General features: G+C 39.2%; 12 protein-coding genes. 2 read left to right on the forward strand and 10 right to left on the reverse strand.

Annotation, left to right across the window (positions count from 1 at the left end):
- Positions 1-110: 110 nt before the first annotated feature.
- From arsB to B0I10_RS11510, 8 genes are all read right to left on the reverse strand, one after another.
- The gene (arsB, locus tag B0I10_RS11475; RefSeq protein ID WP_112086652.1) at positions 111-1,151 is read right to left on the reverse strand and encodes an ACR3 family arsenite efflux transporter; all 1,041 of its coding nucleotides are present in this window, start codon (positions 1,149-1,151) and stop codon (positions 111-113) included.
- A gap of 139 nt (positions 1,152-1,290) precedes the next feature.
- Complete coding sequence (locus B0I10_RS11480; RefSeq protein ID WP_112086653.1) at positions 1,291-1,905, reverse strand: arsenate-mycothiol transferase ArsC; 615 nt, start codon at positions 1,903-1,905, stop codon at positions 1,291-1,293.
- A gap of 1 nt (position 1,906) precedes the next feature.
- Complete coding sequence (locus B0I10_RS11485) at positions 1,907-2,521, reverse strand: class I SAM-dependent methyltransferase (RefSeq protein WP_112086654.1); 615 nt, start codon at positions 2,519-2,521, stop codon at positions 1,907-1,909.
- 92 nt (positions 2,522-2,613) lie between these two features.
- The gene (locus B0I10_RS11490) at positions 2,614-3,090 is read right to left on the reverse strand and encodes a DUF6428 family protein (protein ID WP_112086655.1); all 477 of its coding nucleotides are present in this window, start codon (positions 3,088-3,090) and stop codon (positions 2,614-2,616) included.
- A 36-nt stretch (positions 3,091-3,126) separates the two neighbouring features.
- Entirely contained in the window at positions 3,127-3,450 is a 324-nt protein-coding gene (locus tag B0I10_RS11495) for an ArsR/SmtB family transcription factor (RefSeq protein WP_112086656.1), read from the reverse strand.
- A 583-nt stretch (positions 3,451-4,033) separates the two neighbouring features.
- Positions 4,034-4,987: a LamG domain-containing protein gene (locus B0I10_RS11500; protein WP_112086657.1), complete on the reverse strand. Its 954-nt coding sequence runs from the start codon at positions 4,985-4,987 to the stop codon at positions 4,034-4,036.
- A 267-nt stretch (positions 4,988-5,254) separates the two neighbouring features.
- Positions 5,255-10,933, reverse strand: coding sequence for a LamG-like jellyroll fold domain-containing protein (locus tag B0I10_RS11505; RefSeq protein ID WP_112086658.1), 5,679 nt, complete (start codon positions 10,931-10,933; stop codon positions 5,255-5,257).
- An 89-nt stretch (positions 10,934-11,022) separates the two neighbouring features.
- Positions 11,023-13,656 carry a tetratricopeptide repeat protein gene (locus B0I10_RS11510; RefSeq protein ID WP_112086659.1) on the reverse strand — a complete coding sequence of 878 codons (2,634 nt, stop codon included), beginning with the start codon at positions 13,654-13,656 and terminating at the stop codon, positions 11,023-11,025.
- A gap of 295 nt (positions 13,657-13,951) precedes the next feature.
- Here B0I10_RS11510 and B0I10_RS11515 point away from each other — a divergent pair, with 295 nt between their 5' ends.
- Positions 13,952-15,382, forward strand: a complete 1,431-nt coding sequence (locus tag B0I10_RS11515) for a T9SS type A sorting domain-containing protein (RefSeq protein WP_112086660.1) — start codon at positions 13,952-13,954, stop codon at positions 15,380-15,382.
- A gap of 125 nt (positions 15,383-15,507) precedes the next feature.
- Here the strand turns inward: B0I10_RS11515 and B0I10_RS11520 are convergent, their stop codons facing one another.
- A complete protein-coding gene (locus B0I10_RS11520; RefSeq protein ID WP_112086661.1) occupies positions 15,508-15,945 on the reverse strand; it encodes a thioredoxin family protein in 438 nt (145 codons plus the stop codon).
- Positions 15,946-16,224: 279 nt separating this feature from the next.
- On the opposite strand from B0I10_RS11520, the gene B0I10_RS11525 reads away from it, so the two are divergent.
- The gene (locus B0I10_RS11525; protein ID WP_112086662.1) at positions 16,225-17,472 is read left to right on the forward strand and encodes a T9SS type A sorting domain-containing protein; all 1,248 of its coding nucleotides are present in this window, start codon (positions 16,225-16,227) and stop codon (positions 17,470-17,472) included.
- 174 nt (positions 17,473-17,646) lie between these two features.
- Here the strand turns inward: B0I10_RS11525 and B0I10_RS11530 are convergent, their stop codons facing one another.
- The gene (locus B0I10_RS11530; protein ID WP_112086663.1) at positions 17,647-18,924 is read right to left on the reverse strand and encodes a mechanosensitive ion channel family protein; all 1,278 of its coding nucleotides are present in this window, start codon (positions 18,922-18,924) and stop codon (positions 17,647-17,649) included.
- Between the last annotated feature and the right edge of the window lie 101 nt (positions 18,925-19,025).

Here is a 19,025-nt window from a genome sequence, read left to right on the forward strand (position 1 = left end):
AAAAAGCAAGACAAAAAAATGCTTAAAAAATGGAAATTGGAATAGATTGATTGACTGCTGCAAAATTTTACTCTTGCGTTTACAGTTGATAAATCAAATATTTTACTTCCTCAATACTTCCATCTATTTGCCAACGCGACCAACGTTAACATTACCGGCACTTCAATAAGAACTCCTACGACAGTGGCAAGTGCAGCACCCGAATTCAATCCAAACAAGGCGATAGCCACCGCTACAGCTAATTCAAAAAAGTTACTCGCTCCAATCATGGCTGCCGGAGCACAGATGGTGTGGGGAAGATGTAGTTTGCGGCCAATGAACCATGAGGCAAAGAAAATAAAATAGGTTTGTATTGTCAAAGGAATGGCAATCAACAAAATAGCAAAAGGATTCGTGATAATTTTTTCTCCCTGAAAAGCAAACAACAACACCAACGTGAGCAAAAGTGCAGCGATAGAAATAGGCTTTAGTTTGGCCATAAAAACCTCCTTAAACCATTGTTCGCCTTTTGTTTTTATCAAATAGTTATTACTGGCATATCCTGCCAACAGCGGTATAACTACAAAGATAACCACCGATGAAATCAGCGTGTCATATGGAATTCCGAGTTCCTCTTTGTCTATAAAAATAGAATCTACACCTAACCAATAAAACAAAAGTCCTACGATGGGAATAAAGGCAATCAACAAGATTAAATCGTTAACCGAAACCTGCACCAAAGTATAGTTTGCATCGCCTTTAACCAAATACGACCACACAAAAACCATGGCTGTACACGGAGCCGCACCCAGCAAAATAGCACCCGCAATGTATTGTTCAGCATCCTCCGGAGTGAGCCAAGCTTGAAATAAATTATCAAAAAACAACCAGGCAAAAAAGGCCATCGTGAATGGTTTTACCAACCAGTTAATGAAAACCGTGAGGCTCAAACCTTTCATATTTTTAGAAACGCCCTTGATGGACGAAAAATCAATCTGCACCATCATCGGATAAATCATAAGCCAAACCAAAATAGCCACTGGTATGTTCACTTTTGCAATTTCCCAATTACTTACTACTTGTATGGAATCACCCATCAACTGTCCAACTCCAACTCCTAGACCGATGCACAAGAGTACCCAAATTGTAAGGTATTTTTCGAACTTACCCATATTTATTAATTTTAATTTCTACCCCGAAAACAATCGAAATAGGCTATTGATACTATTTTAAAACAAACAATTGATGATTATGATCTAATTTCAATTTCCATACTTCAACAAATCTAAAATAAAAACAATGTGCTTTGAACTACGACTTTTTTAATTGAGAAAAGACATAAAATAATTCAGAAGCAATTTGCAAACTGCGTTCGGCATATTTGGTATCCATTAAATCGGTACCGTCAAATGCTTTCGGATCATCGTAGGTAATGGGGAAACGAGCATCTGCTCCAAAAACCATCGGGCAACCTTGGTCGGCATGGTTGCAGGTCATGATGGCACCAAACTGACTTTTTGGATTAAAATCATCGAAAAAAGCTTTTGAAAAACAAATAATCGGATGTTGATTTTCGTCAAATTTCACAGCATAAACCGGATTTTGTTCTTGGCTTAACGTTTGAATTTGGAAACCTTGTTTCACTAACGTTTCTGCTACTTTTGGAAACATCGCTGTGGCTTCCGTACCACCGGAATAGCAATAAACATTGGGAATTACAAAATGGAATGCCATAGTCTGTGCCCAAATTTGCGACAAATGACTTCTTCGGGAATTATGGGTACAAATAAAATTTAAACGAATTTCTTGCTTTCCATTCACTTTCTTTTGAAGGTAATCAATCAGCGGTTGCAACACTTCTTTTCGTTTGTTTGGAACGGTGATTTCTGAAATAATTTCGATCGTTTTCGATAAATTTTCCAACATATTAATTCTTTTTAAAATGACAAAAAATAAAATTCTGAACCGTATCAAAAGGAGTTTGATGGTCTTCTGTAAAACAATTTTCCAATTCAAAATTAGCCCCAAAAACCGCTTCCATTTTTTCAACGGAATACTGTGTGATAGGTAAACCACTGCATTTTAAAGGGCCATCTTCAGAAAAAGTCCCTACTATAAAATGGGCATTTGGATTGGTATTGGCGAGTACATTGGCTTTGTATTGTTGAATATCATCAGCTGCTGTAAAAAAATGAAACGATGCTCGATCATGCCAAACGTCAAATTTTTCATCGGATTGAAAATGCAAACTATCCGAAACAATAAAAGTGACCATTTCGCCTTTTTCGCCTAATCGCTTTTTCGCCCGTTCAATGGCCGCAGCAGATAGATCAAGTAAGTATAAATTGGTGTAACCCAAGTCTAATAAATGGTCAATCAAATAGCTATCACCACCGCCAATATCGATGATTTTAGCTTCTTTGGCTACCTGACAAGCTTGTATCAACTGGATCGAGGTTTTGGGTTCGATTTGATACCAACTTACTTCGTTGACCAGTTTAGTTGTGAAAACAGTTTCCCAATGTTGTTTTTTATCCGACATATTTCTTTGGCTAACCAACCAATACACTAAGAAGGCATTAAGCCCGCACTAGGTAGTAACTGGTATCTTATTTTTTATTTTTCAATTAATTCCTAACAACATCCCGAATCAGGGGTACAACAGGAAGTTTCTTTTTGCTTCCACTCGCCTATTTTAGTTTTCAATTTTTCTGTTGGAATGCCGCAATTATCTTTTGCTAAACAATCGGTTAATTTGGATTTTAATTGAAAATTTGTTCCATCAAAGTCCAAACTGAATTTTCCTATTGTTTCCTTCATTTGGTATTCTACTTCCACCTCTAAATCTGGAATCAAAAGTTTTCTTTCGGATAACTCAATAATACTGACCAACTTTTCCGGATGCAACCGATGGTCGTAATCATTGGCTTCCCAAAGTTGAAAATTCACAACCGCTTCTTCCCGGATTTGTCCGCCACAGTCGATGAAATTTTTGGTGATTAAGCCTACTTCCGTCACATGAAAGTGACTCGGAACCAATTCACCATTGGGCAATTGAAACGCAATTTGCGAAAGATTTTTTAACTGATTTTTAATTTCTGATAGTTTCATGATGTACGTATTTAGTGATGCATAATTAGTGACCGGCTAACAACACTTATTCCTCAACTTTTGCCGAATCACCCCAAAATGATTTTCAATTTTATCAATTATGGCAGGATTGATGCAATAACAAATCGCTGTGCCTTCTATCGTGCCTTTGATGATATTCGCATTTTTGAGTTCCTTTAAATGTTGAGAAACCGTAGGCTGAGCCAAAGGCAATACCTCAACAATATCGCCACAAATACAAGTATCAACCGTCAATAAATAATCTACTATGGCGATTCTGGCGGGATGTGAAAGGGCTTTGAATAAATTCGCTATTTCATTTTGCTCCACCGAAAAAGAATCTGTTTTTGACGCTCCCATACAATTAATTATTATATTGCAATATTACGATAAAACAATAAACTAGCCAAATGAAAGTGAAAATAGTTGTACATAATTATAATGTTCTTTTTTATTGTGCTTGGAAAAACTTTAAAACAGTCTTTTCATATTGAAACCCACCAAGGTAATCGGTGGTGGTCATTTCATTGGTCGGTAGAACCGAATGAACTTCTTCTCTTGAGTTTTACGACTACGGCGTTGTAAAAATACAAGATTGTGCCCCCGTTTGAAAATTGTAATGGTGCGGGGAGGTTTAAATGATGGAAAATGATTTTTTAAAATCACTCCAGCACTAACTCTGCAAAAAATAGTATTTGGCTTTTCTCCAGTACATCCTTTTTAAGCTATTTTCAAAGCTAAAAAGGCAAACTAGTACGCTTGCCTCTTATTTTAAAATTTTATTTAAATATTGATGTACATAGGGTTAAGATGTGCGTTTTAATTCAGCACTAACTTTGGAACAGTACCGCTTTGATGAAAATTCGACTTTAACCGAATAATTGATCTAAAAAATCGTGAATTAGCAGCAAAATTATTTCAAAATTTAAGTACATCCAACGGGTTAATAAGTAATAAATTTTAAGGTTTGAAAATTTCCGTTTCTAAATAAAACTTTTAAAATATAAATTTGTTTATCAAGCCCATCCAAGGCAATTTGATTTTCAATTTTTGAAGTCTGAAAAACGGGTTGGCCAAACATATTATATACTTCCACACCTATCAATTCATTTAAATCGAAGTGCTCTCTAATATATATTTTTTTGTCGAAAACATAAAAATTGGTTAGATCAGGATTTTTAATGTCATTTACATTTAATGCATTAAAATTATATAAATTCAAAATTTCTGTTGCAGTGAGTTTTATGTTGTAAATGCGAATATCGTCCATTCTCCCTTTAACAAAACCAGCGTAATTATTTAAAGGGTGACGTCTACCAATATATAAATCATGAGCACTTGAACTTAAAGCATCTACCCCTTGAATTGTGCTTGTTTGTTCAATACCATTGATATACATTTTTTTTGTAGAGGTAGCATTATCAAAAGTTCCAGTTATCATAATCCATTGGTTATTATAATTGTTAAATGAGAAAACATTATTACCACTACTTCCGGTTGTAAAATGCAACGTACCATCATTCCAATAATTTGAATATAACAACTCATACCCTACACCAGTGCTCCAACCTCCTTTAGAAATTCCTTTGTAACTTGAATCACTTAACAATGGATTGTCATTATAAATCCACATTGTAACAGTAAGGTCACTGTTGAAAATATTTAAAGAAGTACTGTTGGTTACCAAAATATAATCATCAATACCATCAAATTCATAGGCACTATCTATGTTCCCAAAGCGATCACTCGCTAGAGTAGCACCATGCACCGTTCCATGGTTAAAATTTCCGCTTTCATCATCGGAATTTGCATTAAACGGATAATAAGCTACTAAATTTTGAGCATTTACGTAAACAGCCCAAAACAGTACTAAAAATAATAAAAATCTAATTTTCATTTGTTTAATTTTTAAGAGTTAATTATTTGATTAGCAACACTATCAAAATTACTTCCAAATAAAAATTCTTCAAATGATAATTATCATACTACGTAAAAATAATGATATAGTCGATTAAAAAAAGCAGTGAAATATACATTTCATAATCCATTACTCACCCCAAGCTAAACCGCTTAGCATTCGATAATAAAAAAAGCAAACACAGCATCAAAAATTGACACTGTGTTTGCCCAGTATGGTATGAAAAACAACCGCTAAATTACATCTTTATCTTTTTATAAAAGAAATCACCTGGTGTTGATCGGCTAACTTAACCTTTATAAAATAATTTCCATCCGGAAGGCTTTCTACATCAAGTGTATAAACCCCATTTTGATTAAACAGTGGAGCTTCATTTCTCAATTCTTGTCCTAAAACATTCAACACTGACAATTCAACTTTATCCTGTGGTGACGGCTCTATTTTTACTTCGATTAAACGTTGTGCCGGAATTGGATACGCTCGAATGGCATAGGAAAATGAATTTGTAGGTAAACTCAATGGCGTAACATCAAAACAGTCCGAAAATTCACTACAACCATTTTGTGTGACTAAAACCGCATAACTTCCGGCAACAAGTGCCGTAAAAATAGAATCCGTTGCTCCCTGAATCAGTTGATTGGTTGAACAATTATACCATTGAAAGGAGGCATTTGTTGCCAACGCTGCTAATTGAACGCCATCTTGTGAAACTGCTGTATCAACTGCTGTTACTTCAACAGTTAAAACTTGTTGTTGACTTTCCCCGCATTGATTGACGGCTACAACGCTAATTTGTCCTCCTGAACTAGTTGAATTCACTATTATTGTTGCTGAATTTGAAGTTCCGGTCCAACCTTGCGGCAGTATCCATTGATAAGAAGTTGCTCCATTTACCGGTGCAATCGAATAATTTTGCTCACTATTTGCACAAAGTTGCGTGCTTCCGTTAATTGCTAATGGTGCTTGTGGAATAGTATTTACCGTGACCGTTACCGAAGAAGAAGTGGCTTGACACGTTCCGTTAAAAGCCGTAACCGAATACGTTCCCGCTTGTGAAACGGTTAGCGTTGGCGTAGTAGCTCCTGTGCTCCACAGGTAAGTTGTTCCGCCCGAAGCTTGCAACTGCGTAGTCTCTCCCGAACATAAAACCGTACTTCCATTCACCACAATGGCAGGTGTTGGAATCGGATTTACCGTGACCATTACCGAAGAAGAAGTCGCTTGACACGTTCCGTTAAAAGCCGTAACTGAATACGTTCCCGCTTGTGAAACGGTTAGCGTTGGCGTAGTAGCTCCTGTGCTCCACAGGTAAGTTGTTCCGCCCGAAGCTTGCAACTGCGTAGTCTCTCCCGAACATAAAACCGTACTTCCATTCACCGCAATGGCAGGTGTTGGATTCGGATTTACCGTGACCGTTACCGAAGAAGAAGTCGCTTGACAACCGTTTTCATCGGTTACTGTGACAGAAAAGACGCCAGCTTGTGTCACATTAATCGCACTTGTTGTCTCCCCATTACTCCATAAATAGGAAACCCCTGCGGAGGCTGTCAATTGAATGGATTCTCCTGAACATATTTGTAAATTTCCATCGAAAGAAATAGCAGGTTGAATTACTTGCAAACGAATAACTTCTGGTTGATTTTCCATCGCAACCGGACCACAATTGGGAAAATTAGCTCGCACAGTTAAGGCATTTATTCCTAAGTTTAAAAGTGTTGCATTAACTGCAATTTCGATAGATACGCCTGTACCGGTGACTAGCGGACTTACCGCAGTAGTTCCCAAAAAGACTTGATAAAATACTCCGGATTCAGATTGAGGTAGGGTCACTAAAGCGGTTTCAGCTGATTGACAAACGCTGCTACCGGTAACCGTTAAACCGGTATTCACATTCGAAAAATAAAATGCCGTTACCGGTACTCGCGGACCTTCGCAATTGTTTTGAACAACGGACACGTAACGAATGGTTTCTTGGGTAACATTATTAAGTTGTAAAGTGGCACTTGTTGCACCGGCAATCGGTGTTCCGCCTTGTTCAACCGTGTACCATCTAAAAGTAGCTCCGGCCGGTGGATTAAGCACCTGCAAAGTAGCATTTCCACTTCCACAAACGGTTGCGTTTTGAACTTCCGCTGCTGCAGGAATAGGATGAATCACTACCTGAACGGTTTGAGGCAAAGAAGCACAACCCTCTGCATTAGTCACCACTAAAGTATAATCTCCGGCATAGGTCGCCGCATCAGCTTGCGGAATAATAGTAGGATTTTGCTCTGTAGAACTAAATCCATTCGGACCCGTCCACTGATAAGTAGCTCCGGGAAATGCCAACGTCGTTAAACCTAAATCTCCTTGACTGTCGCACAAAGGCGTATTGGCAAAAGCAACACTTTCATTGTTAAACAAAGTACGGACCTCATTTAAGGACAACGCCCGATTATACAGTTTTATTTCATCTACATCCCCACGATACGTGGCATTCCCCAATCCATTTGACTGTCTTCCAAATTGTAAATTCGCACCATTGTTAGTAATGGTCCCGTTGTGATTTAACTGACCCGTCAACTGCCCATCTTGATAAATTCGCAATTGTGCTCCATTATACGTCACCACAATATGATGCCATCGGTTGTGTAACACATTGGTATTGGAATTGATAAAAACACTATTGTTTACTCTCCATCTTACCCTGTTTTCATTCATAGGTCCTGCTGGAATTGTCTGATAACTGTCCAAGGCCAAATACATCCCATTTCCTTGCCATTTGTTTAACAAAGGGGTAAACAAGCCAAAATTAGAAGCATCTTGCTTAATCCATAACGAAATCGTAACCTGGTTGGTCAATTGTTGCACTACAGAAGGATTTCCATAGTCCACAAAAGTACCATTCGTAATACTCAAAGCTGAACTTTCATTCCCGTTCCTGTCCTCTTCATACGAAAAAACACTACCGTTTAAACCTCCGTTGATGGCATTAGTACTACTGTCCAATAAGTTACCATCCAAACGAGAATGCAGTAACAAACCACTGTTGAGGTCAATCACCGGTGCAAACGGATTAATTACCTCAGCGATCACCGGTGTTCTGCTACTTTCACAACCACTCGCATTGGTGATGGAAACATAATAAGTTCGGGTAACCAATAAAACAGGGGTGGTAAAAGTACTGCCTGTTTCCCCGGTGAGTGACGTACCGCCGGTTGCCGTTAAATACCAATTATAAGAACCTCCTTCCGGAGCCCCGGTTGCTGTTAAGGTAACACTTCCTTCGCTGCAAACAGAGGCTCCCGTTGTGGAAGGGGCTACCGGTAATGGATTTACAGGCACAGAAATAACCGTTGAAATAAGTTCCGCACAAGCCAAGGCAGTATTACGTATTAAAAAATGATAAGCCGTTGTGGCTGTTAACGTTCCCAACGAAAAAGTTAAGGTGCCACCGGTGCCGGTTTGTGCCACTCCAACGTTAGAGGCATTACTATTCAACCGCAATTGATAAACTAATCCAGGCTGAGTATTTTGAAGAATAATCGAATTGGTTTGACCACTACAAACCTCCGCATTTTCTAAGCTAACTTGCAGCGGTGAAGGTTGCTCAACGGTCATCAAACGAATTTCTTCCGGAGTCAACAAACGGTTATATATCCTAAATTCATCCAATCCGGCATTCGCAAATCCATCATTAGACCAGTTACTTCTTCCGATATAATTTAAATTTCGTATCACATTTTCAGGGGTAGTTTGAGGCCCTTGTATAACCAATTCTCCATTAATAAACAATTGACCTGCTCCATTCGACCAAGTGTAAGTAAACATTTGCCATTGATTATTCGGTAAAACAGACACACTTGTTAGCGTAGGACCGCCCACCGTTCCATTATAAATCTGTGACGCCGGTCTTCCGGTGGTGCCGTTAGTCAATCCCACTAATACATTTTGATTGGCTTGGCCATTTCCAAAATCAAATAAACGACTCCAACTATTATTGGCATCTTTTCTAACCCAGGTGGTTACCGTAAAATCAGAACCGCTAAAATAGACGCCGGCCGGTAACGTAAGATGGCCATTGCTTCCATTCAATTGCAAAGCGGCATTTTCTATCCCAAATCGGTTGTTCATGGGGGCTACTCCTCCAACTAGTGTGGCATTGATACCATTCCCACTCACATCATTCCCATTCCCATCCATCGGTAAATGCAATTGAAGCCCTTGTGATACAGAGCCCGGAATAGCTTGACTCTCTCCGATATTCTTGGGCAAAGGAATCACCTCAACTCGCGTAGAATAGAGAGCAGAAACACACCCGTTAACAGTATATTGTAAAGTGTAAACGCCGGCTTGTGAAAAAGTAATTCCGCTTAAAATAGGTGATGATAAAGAAGAACTAAACCCATTCGGTCCAGTCCAAACATAAGTGGCTCCGCTAAGGGTTGGAGCTTGTAAAGTCAAATTACTGCCTTCACAAACTGTTTTTAATGCTCCTGCCGGGTTTAATTCTAGAAAGTATAGTCGGGTAGCCGAACCATTGGTATCATTCCATCGTCCGTTGGTATTATCTAACTCAACCAAATCTTCGTTAGAGGAATTATTCGGTTCTCCTGGAGACCAATTGGTGTACGTAAGTCTTTCTCCATTTTCCCAAACAAAAACACCTTCTGTTTGGCTATCCTGTAAACCGATATAAATTCTACTATTCCCTGCATTATCAAAAATAAATTGGTTTACTTCTGCATTTGGAATAGAAGCCAGATGACCGCCGTTATTCAAACAGATAGTTCTAGCATTACTCCTGTTTTGAGCAGTAATACTTCTAAAATAATCTCTCCCATTCACATTCCCTATATATGTAAATAATGTGGGGTCGGGAATATCACCTGTGGTTCCTTTAACCGTAAAACTCAATCCGGAGGCACTAAACTCCTGCGGTGCTGTTGTAGCTAGTCGAATGCGATATTGCGTACCCGAGGGCAATCCCGCCGGTAACACTACCGTTGCCGTCTCATTCACACTAGTTCCTGTTACACGTCGAAGTACGATTGGGTTTGCAAAACTTCCGTTTCTGTCCGATAATTGCACTTGAAATTGATTGGTAGACAAGAAAGAACCCGTCGCTTGATAACTCACTTCTAATGAGCTACCCGCACAAACTTCTCCGGGATTAGCATAGGTTATCGCAACATCACCAATTACATTCGTGGCCAAAGCCGTGATTTCATCTGTAGTCAATACCCGATTATATACTCTGAATTCGTCTATTCCTCCATTCAAGGGATACCAATTCGTATTAAATCGCCCGATTACCAAAGGGCGATTGGCCATTGCCGTAAAATTCGCCGCAATAGTATTAGTGGTTTGTAATACCCCATTGATGTAGGTGCGATGACCCGAAGCATCCATCGTAACAACATAATGTATCCATTGATTTAAAGTGTAATTCTCAAAAATACCGGTTAAGATAGCTACACTATTATTACCAATTTGATGTCTGAGGTTTCCGCTCTGTGTATTGGAAAGCTGCCAAAAACCTCCACCGGCATCACCGGCTTTGGCAAAAAAACAATGACTTCCCCCGGCTCCCACTGAACCGTTGCCAAAAGTACCCGTATTACTACTCACCCTCGCCCAAAACGAAAATGTAGCACCGGTTGTAAAATTCAATGTCGCTGAATGGGGAATACTAATTCTCCCTTGACTGGTAGTTCCTCCAAACGAAACAGCCGAAGACGCATTTCCAAAAGGATCGGTTATATAAGTAACATTGTCAAAAGGTGAACCGTTATTGTTATTTCCACTGAAATCATTGGCATTTCCATTCAACGGATAATAAGCTACTAAACCGTTGGTTAAATTAACTTGTGCAGGCAAGTGTACTACGGCAAATAGAAACCACAAAACACAACTGTTTTTCAAAAGTAAAGTTTTCATCTTCATAGGTGATTATTTTTTCTCAAAGATAATTTACCGATTAAAAAAAAACTATACACTCGTGTTGCACATTCGTTTAATTTTGTTGCATCAGGTCACTTTTTTGGCCCATTCACAAACGATGAAGGGCTTTGACCGGTATAGTCTTGAAAAGAAGTTGAAAAATAACTCTGCGTATTAAACCCACATCGGTAGGCTACTTCAGTTACATTGAAAGACCCGGATTGTAAGTAATCTTTCGCTTGCTCCAAACGAATCATTTTAATAAATTGAGAAGCCGATAACCCTGTTAGCTGTGTCAACTTTCGGTGTAACTGACTTCTGCTGAGGTGTAAACTGTCCGCTAAATCATTCACATCATAATCTACATTCTCCAATTGTTCAAACACGAGTTCGGTAGCTTTATTGACAAAATCATGAGTAGACTTCAATCGTTCCCTACAAGGTAACTCCGCCTGGCGTAGCTCGACTACCTTATTTCGAATCAATTTTTCCTGTTCCAAAAGACGGAGTAAGGTCAACCGCAATTCCTCCGGATGAAAAGGTTTGGATACATAAGCAGAAGCTCCTTTCGAAAGTGCTTCTATTCGGCTGCTTTCTGATTGTCTGGAAGAACAGATCACCACCGCAAGATGAGAAGTCAAAGGATTGGCTTTGAGTTGTGTCAACAATTCCATTCCACTCATTCCGGGCATTAAAATATCAGTCAATACCAAATCCGGTAATTTTTCTTTTGCCAAGTCATAACCCAATTCCCCATTTTCGGCCACAAGAAGCTGAAAATCAGTCGAAAGATAGTCCATCATAAATTCCCGAATAGCCGGATTATCTTCTACTAATAACACAATTGGCTTTTCTTCATCGGCGGATAAAGACATGGCCGACCGGGCTATACTTACCGGAAGTGAAAACGCAAAAGCTACTCCTCCTTGTTTATTTTCTACCAAAATGGAACCGTTCACTACCTCCAATAATTCTTTACTGAGAGACAAACCAATGCCGCTACCCGAAATGGCTTGATGTTGGGGTAGACGATAAAACCGTTCAAAAATACGCTGCTGTTCAGCAGTCGGTATTTCGGCACCTGAATTAAAAACAGTAACATCCAAAAATGTTTCAGATAAGTTTGCTTTTACAGTTATTACCCCCTTCTCAGGTGTAAATTTAACGGCATTACTTAACAAATTACCCACTACTTTGTCAAATACATCGGCCGGAAAATAGCAATTTTCCATCCCCTCAGAAAACGCAACCTGAAGCTCTATCTGTTTCGCTACTATGCTGTCTTTCACACTTTCTACTCTTTTTTCTATTTCCAAAATGGGATTACCCACTTTCATGGTAGGTACATATTTCCCTTTTTCCAATTTGGAGGCATCCAACAACTCATTCACTAATGAAATAAGTTGTTCTGATTGTGCTTCAATGGTGCGGAAAGCATTGGCCGTCTGATCGTCTAAACGTTCTTTTTTAATGACCTCCAACGGTCCTTTAATCAACGTCAAAGGTGTTCGAATATCATGTACGATGTTTTCAAATATCTTGGCCTTTTCAGCTTCTAATTTCACTTTTGCTTTTCGCTTTTGAGCTTGAAAAACCAATACAAAAACAATGACCAAAACAGCCATTAAAAAAAGAAACAGTAATTTATTTTGAGTATTTTTGTCTTTTTCTGCACGCAACAAAGCGGCTTGAATCACTTCGTCTTGTTCTTTTAATTGTTGGTCTTTGATGGCTGTTTCATATTTAAACTCCATCTCTTTGATCGTCTTTTGTTTTTCTGATTCAAATATTATTTTGCTTAACGCTAATTCTTCCTGTTGGTGCTTGTAGGCATTTTGAAAATCACCTTTGGTTCGATATGTTTCCGACAAAGTGGCGTGAATATTCATCACATACGTGTCATTGCCTAGCGTTGTACTAATGGCAAGTGCTTTCTTTAAATAATTTAACGCAACGTCATAATTTTGTTTTCGCAACGCATGCTCACCCAAATTGTGGTAACCGGTCATCACATTTTGCGAAATGCCAAAACGCTGTGCCACTTCAATGCTTTTAGTGTAATAGTACACGGCAGAGTCCTTCTCCGGATAGGCCATTTGATAGCAACCACCCAGTGTGTTGTAGAGTGAAGCCATGTAAGCTCCTTCCGGTTGCTTGAGTAATGACTTTTCAGTTTTTCGCAACAAACTGATGGCCTTGTCATAAGCTTGGTTGTGAAAGTAGATAGCGGATAAATTGGTCAAAATCACCGAATAATAAGTGTAATCTTTGATCTCATACCGCAATTGGGCCGCTTTTTGAATATATTCTTCTGCCTTTTTTAAATCTTGTTGAAGGTAATAAGTAATACCAAGTCCGTTAAAAACAGACGATTCTAAACTTTTGTCTTTTAATTTTTGAGCCAATTTGATAGCATTCCAATAGGCATTGACCGATTCGCTGTAACGGGTTTTATTTTGATACCATTCGCCTAACCATCGATAAGCTTTAGCAACCGCTGTGTCATTTTTAATTTTTTGGGCAGAAACAAGTGCCTTTTTAGCATAATACAACGAAGAGTCTACTGATGTATTGAGATAGTGCTTAGAAATGTCTATCTCAATAGCCGAAGATTGAGTAGGTCTACTCTTCCGTAAAACCGACAACAAAGAATCAGGTGTTTGAGCAAACCCTAACCAACAACTTCCAAAAAGTAATAAGCTGAAAAGCTGAAAATTATTTTTCATACTGCTTGTACATTGACCAGAAAAAATAGTAAAACCAACAACTTTTAAAAAGTTATTCTCTTATAAACCTCACAAAGATAGGTAAAAAAGCTAAAAAAGTTTTCCCTCGGTAGAACGTTGAATCGATCCTTACTACCAACCAATTTAGTACATTTATAAATAAAAAAATTAAGCCTAAAAATGGGTTTCAACGCCAAAAAACAATCGTGAAAATAAGGCAAATGCCGTATGGTTTGCTTTTCATTCCTTTATCAATTTTGTAAAAATAAAAGTTCAATTCAAAAATAGATAAAACATGGAAAGAAAAATTACACTACTTTATTTGCTGTTTTTACCCTTTTATGCCTTAGCTCAATTGGGTACAATTGACCCTAACTTTGCCATTGGAACCGGTGCAGGAATTACGTTCACTCAAAAAAGGGTGGAAACCATCGTGCAACAACCGGATGGTAAATTACTCCTTGGCGGATGGTTCTCCGAATTTAACGGAACGGAAAGCAGACGTATTGTTCGTTTAAATTTAGACGGAAGCGTTGACACTTCTTTTAATGTGGGACAAGGCTTTAACGGAACCTCTCCTTATGTTAATGCAATCGCCCTTCAGCCGGATGGAAAAATTCTGGTAGGGGGCAATTTTTTAGACTACCAAGGAGTTACCCGCCACCGTATTGCCCGATTAAATCCGGATGGGTCATTAGACACTGGTTTTAATCCGCTTACCGGTTTCGACAGTGATGTAAACAGTATTGCCCTTCAACCCGATGGTAAAATTGTGGTGGGAGGAATTTTTTCAAAATTTGATTGGCTCAATCAGGGTGGTATTGATAGACAAGCCATTGCACGTTTAAATAGTGATGGTTCGTTAGATACTTCATTCGACTCGGCAACCGGTTTTACTTCCAATGCCGGTCAAAATCGTGTGCATACCGTAATCGTGCAACCGAATGGTAAAATTCTGTGTGCCGGATTATTTACTGCTTATAAGTCTGTAAGCCGTATTTTATTGGCTCGATTAAATGAAGATGCCAGTTTGGACACCACATTTGATGCCGGAAACAACTTCTCATTAGTTTTTGGTTTCTACGGAGAAGCATGGGAAACAGTCCTCTTACCTAATGGTCAAATCATCACCGCCGGAAACTTTCGTCACACCGGTGCAAACAATAAAGCCATTGTAAAATTAAACTCCGATGGAAGTGTTGACACCTCTTTAGCCTTAGACCTCTCCAATGTTACAGCATTTGCCGTACAATCCGATGGGAAAATTCTCGCCTCTGCCGGTGGTCCTTATACTTTTAGAAGGTACTTGGAAAATGGAGCGGTCGACACTTCCTTTCCCGAAACTTCTTTCAATGATTGGGCGAGACACTGCATCGTGCAGAATGACGGAAACATCGTGATTGGTGGATGGTTCTCCTATAATCCGTCAGGCTTAATGCGGGTTGTTGGCGATACACCTAATCTCAGCTTGTCAGATGCCGCAATAAACACGGTCAAAATATATCCGAATCCGGCAACGGATATCCTTTACATCGACTCGTCGGAAATACCTAACTTTTCCCAAGCTACCCTTATCCTCGTAGATGTTCAAGGTAGAAAAGTAAGCGAACACCTCCTTTCAAATGGTGTTACACCCATCATCATCAACTATTTACCCAAAGGACTTTATATCGCCACACTAAACATGGAAAAGGCACAACTTACCAAAAAGATTGTGATTCAGTAAGCGATCAATGTAATTCAAAAAAAAAGAGAACTTATTGGCAGTCAATGACTGAAATAAGTTCTTTTTTTTAATTCAACTAGTTGTATGCTATAAATTATGATTACTCCTCCCTTTATTTTTTGCACTCACGGCACAATCCTCCTCCCAAAATTAATCAAAATATACGGTTTCATAAAGCCGGAATGTCGGGTTTGCACACGACCTTTGGCATCCAAAATCAACAAAGTGGGATACGAACGAATGGTATACCTGCTAAGGATTTCGTCACCTTCTTTGGTTTCACCGTCAATGGCAATATTGATGAAGTTTTTATTGAAATACGCCCCCACTTCTTTGTCTTTGAACGTGGTTCGTTTCAACTGTTTACAAGGACCGCACCACGTGGCATACACATCGACAAACACATACTTTTGCTCTTTCTCTGCCAAAGCCAACGCTTCTTGAAAAGTGCCTTTAAAAAAATCAATTCCTTTGGCAGCTGTTGTATCTTCAGTGGGAACTGTAAAGGAGAGGAAAAGGCTTCCTAAACAATATACAAACAAGAACATCATGCATTTTTTCATCGCTTTTTTGAGTAAAGTTAGGAAATTAATGATTATCTACTGATTAGCGTTGCTTCTTCACTTTTGATTGACTTTCATGCCCCCAGCCCTCGAAGGGTTGAAAACACTTCGAGGGTTAATCAAATCAGCTCTTATTAACTCCCTACCAAAATAAGGCAAATGCCGTATGGTTTCCTTTGCATTCCTTTCCCATTTTTGTACCAGCAGTTTACTAAACAGCTGCAAATAAATTTAAACAGAGGTTTTTAAAATATAAAATCACTTTACAAACAATAGACTATGAAAAAAACTACTACACTTATCCGTTTTACAACTGCAACATTGTCTTTTCAACTGTTCATGCTGGCTTTATGTTTCACAACTAATCAGGCAAACAGTCAAACACTCGTAGCCAACTGGGAACGAATCAATCTTACACCAGGTACTACAACGAATGTTCCCAACATGATTGCCCTGACGTATGGAAACGGTACTTTTGCCGCTATTAGCTATGCCGGTAATCAGAAAAAACTTTTTACCTCTATCAATGGTGAAAACTGGACCGAAAGCACTTTTGCTCTTCCGGTGCCCACAGCTTTTCCCGATGACATCGTATTCATGGACGATGTCTTTAAATTGGTGACCAACGGAACAGTGTACACCTCAACCAATTTAGAAACATGGAATTTTGAATCCATCCATTCCGTCTTCACAGCCCGAAACCTGAAAAAAGTAAACAACCTCTATTTTCAAGGAGGCGAAGGTAGATTTGCCACTTCCACCAATGGCACAACTTGGACAGCCCCGATGAACAATGGCGATTACCTCGATTTAGCCTACGGAAACAATATATATGTGCTGGTAGGCCGTCAATTCGCCAAAGGCATTTTGTACACTTCAACCGACGGTGTCACATGGAATAATATCATTGAAGTAGACGACAACTTTGATATGTTCTATTCTGTAGATTTTCATGACGGAACTTTTATTTTAGCTGGCAACAATGGCATTATCGGTAAATCCGCTAACGGAACCGAATGGACATTCAGCACGCCAATGGGTTCTCCTAACTCTTTTTTCAGTATTCGGTATATCCTTAACCATTGGGTAGTGAGTGCTTCCAACAAAGTGTATTACTCCCCCGATGGCGAAACGTGGACACAAGCTACCATCACCGGCGGGAGCATTGGCAATTTAAAACGAGTGGAAGCCTACAACGGCATTGGCTTTATTCCGGGCAGCACGGGTAGAATCATTAAAACGAATGAAGACGCTTTGAGCATCAACCAACCGGAAAATACGAAAGATGCTATCTCCCTCTACCCTAATCCTGCTAGCACGCACTTTACAGTAAACACCAACGAAAACCTCCTCGCAGAAAACGCACAATTGAGCCTTTACAACCAATTGGGTCAGTTGGTGCAGCAAGCAGTGTTGAACGCCACGCAAACCAATGTAGCAATAGACCAACTACCAAGCGGAATCTATCATTATCAAATTTCAAACGGAGATAAACTAGTAAAAACCGGCAAAGTGATTAAAAAGTAAAATTCAGAAAACACATCACCAAAAGCAATGCTAATCCAAAAAAGCAGGTTAGCATTGCTTTTGCTCTTTTGACAACTACCCCTCAAAGAAAACTCACCAAACCAAATCCTCCCTTCCCCAAACAATATCAACCGAAAACAGACAACCCACAACCTACAACCTACCCCCTACAACCTACCCCCCCTTCCAATTCTCAATCCCCACTGTCAAATCTTTCCCACTCGGCTGTTGAAACAACGTAAGGTCAAAATATTTTGCTGCCGAGAACAAATGATCAAAAATATCGGCTTGGGTGCGTTCATACTGTAACCATTCGGTGGTGTTGGCAAAACAATAAATTTCCAACGGAATTCCTTTGTCTTCAATGGCTAACTGCCGTACCATGACCGTCATTTCTTGACTGATGCCCGGATGCGATTGAAGATACAACTCAATGTAATGTCTGAAAACACCAATATTCGTCATGCGTCGTCCGTTCAGTAAAACGGAATTATCAATAGTGTTTTTTTTATTCGAGGTTTCAATCGCTTCCTGTCTATCAGACATGAAATGTTCAATGAGGTGAATTTTTTTCAGTTCCTCCCGATGCGAAGCGTCTAAAAAATGAATCGAATTGACATCAATAAAAAGCGAGCGTTTCATGCGTCGTCCGCCGCTTTGAATCATGCCTCGCCAATTTTTAAAACTGTCGGTGATAAAATAAAACGTGGGAATGGTGGTAATGGTTTTATCAAAATTCTGCACCTTCACGGTATTTAGATTGATGGCCATTACATCGCCATCGGCATTGAATTTGGGCATTTCAATCCAATCGCCTACGCGAACCATATCGTTGGTAGACATTTGAACACTGGCAACTAAACCAAGTATGGTATCTTTAAAAATCAGCAACAAAATGGCGGTCATCGCTCCAAAAGCACTTAAAAAATAAACCGGCGATTTGCCTAAAAGGATTGAAAAAAGTAAAATGGCCGTGGCAATGTAAAACAAAATCCGAAGCAATTGAAAGTAACTCGTGAGCGGTTTATTTTGAAAAGCCGGCAGCGACGAAAAAGCAAATTCTGCGACTTTGACCACGGCAATGATGATTTTTAATGCTACGATAATCAGGTAAATGTCGGTTAACTTGATGACAATCGGCAAAACGGTTTCAAAATCATCAAAAATACTGGGTGCGAGTAGCCGAACAAAAATAGCCGGCACCAAATGAGAAAAGTTGTGAAACACGGCTTTATCCACGAGCAAATCATCCCATTGGGCGGGTGACTTTTGAACTTGTTTGTAAAAATAAGGCAAAATGATTTTTTTAGCAAAATAAAAGCCCATCACCGCAAGAAGCAGCAAAGCAACAAGAAGCAACAACAAGCGAAGGTAAATGGCCCACTCTTGTGCAATACCGGACGCCAGTAACAATTCATCCACCCACGTTTCGATGTAGTCAAATCCTGCCATTTTGCTTGTGTTGTTTAGAGCGTTTTTACTGTTGTAGAATATAAAAAAACGAGGCGTGAATTTTGCCTTTTCGTTTTGAGTAAGGTACGCATTATTACACT

Source organism: Flavobacterium lacus (genome assembly GCF_003268815.1).
Lineage (GTDB): Bacteria > Bacteroidota > Bacteroidia > Flavobacteriales > Flavobacteriaceae > Flavobacterium > Flavobacterium lacus.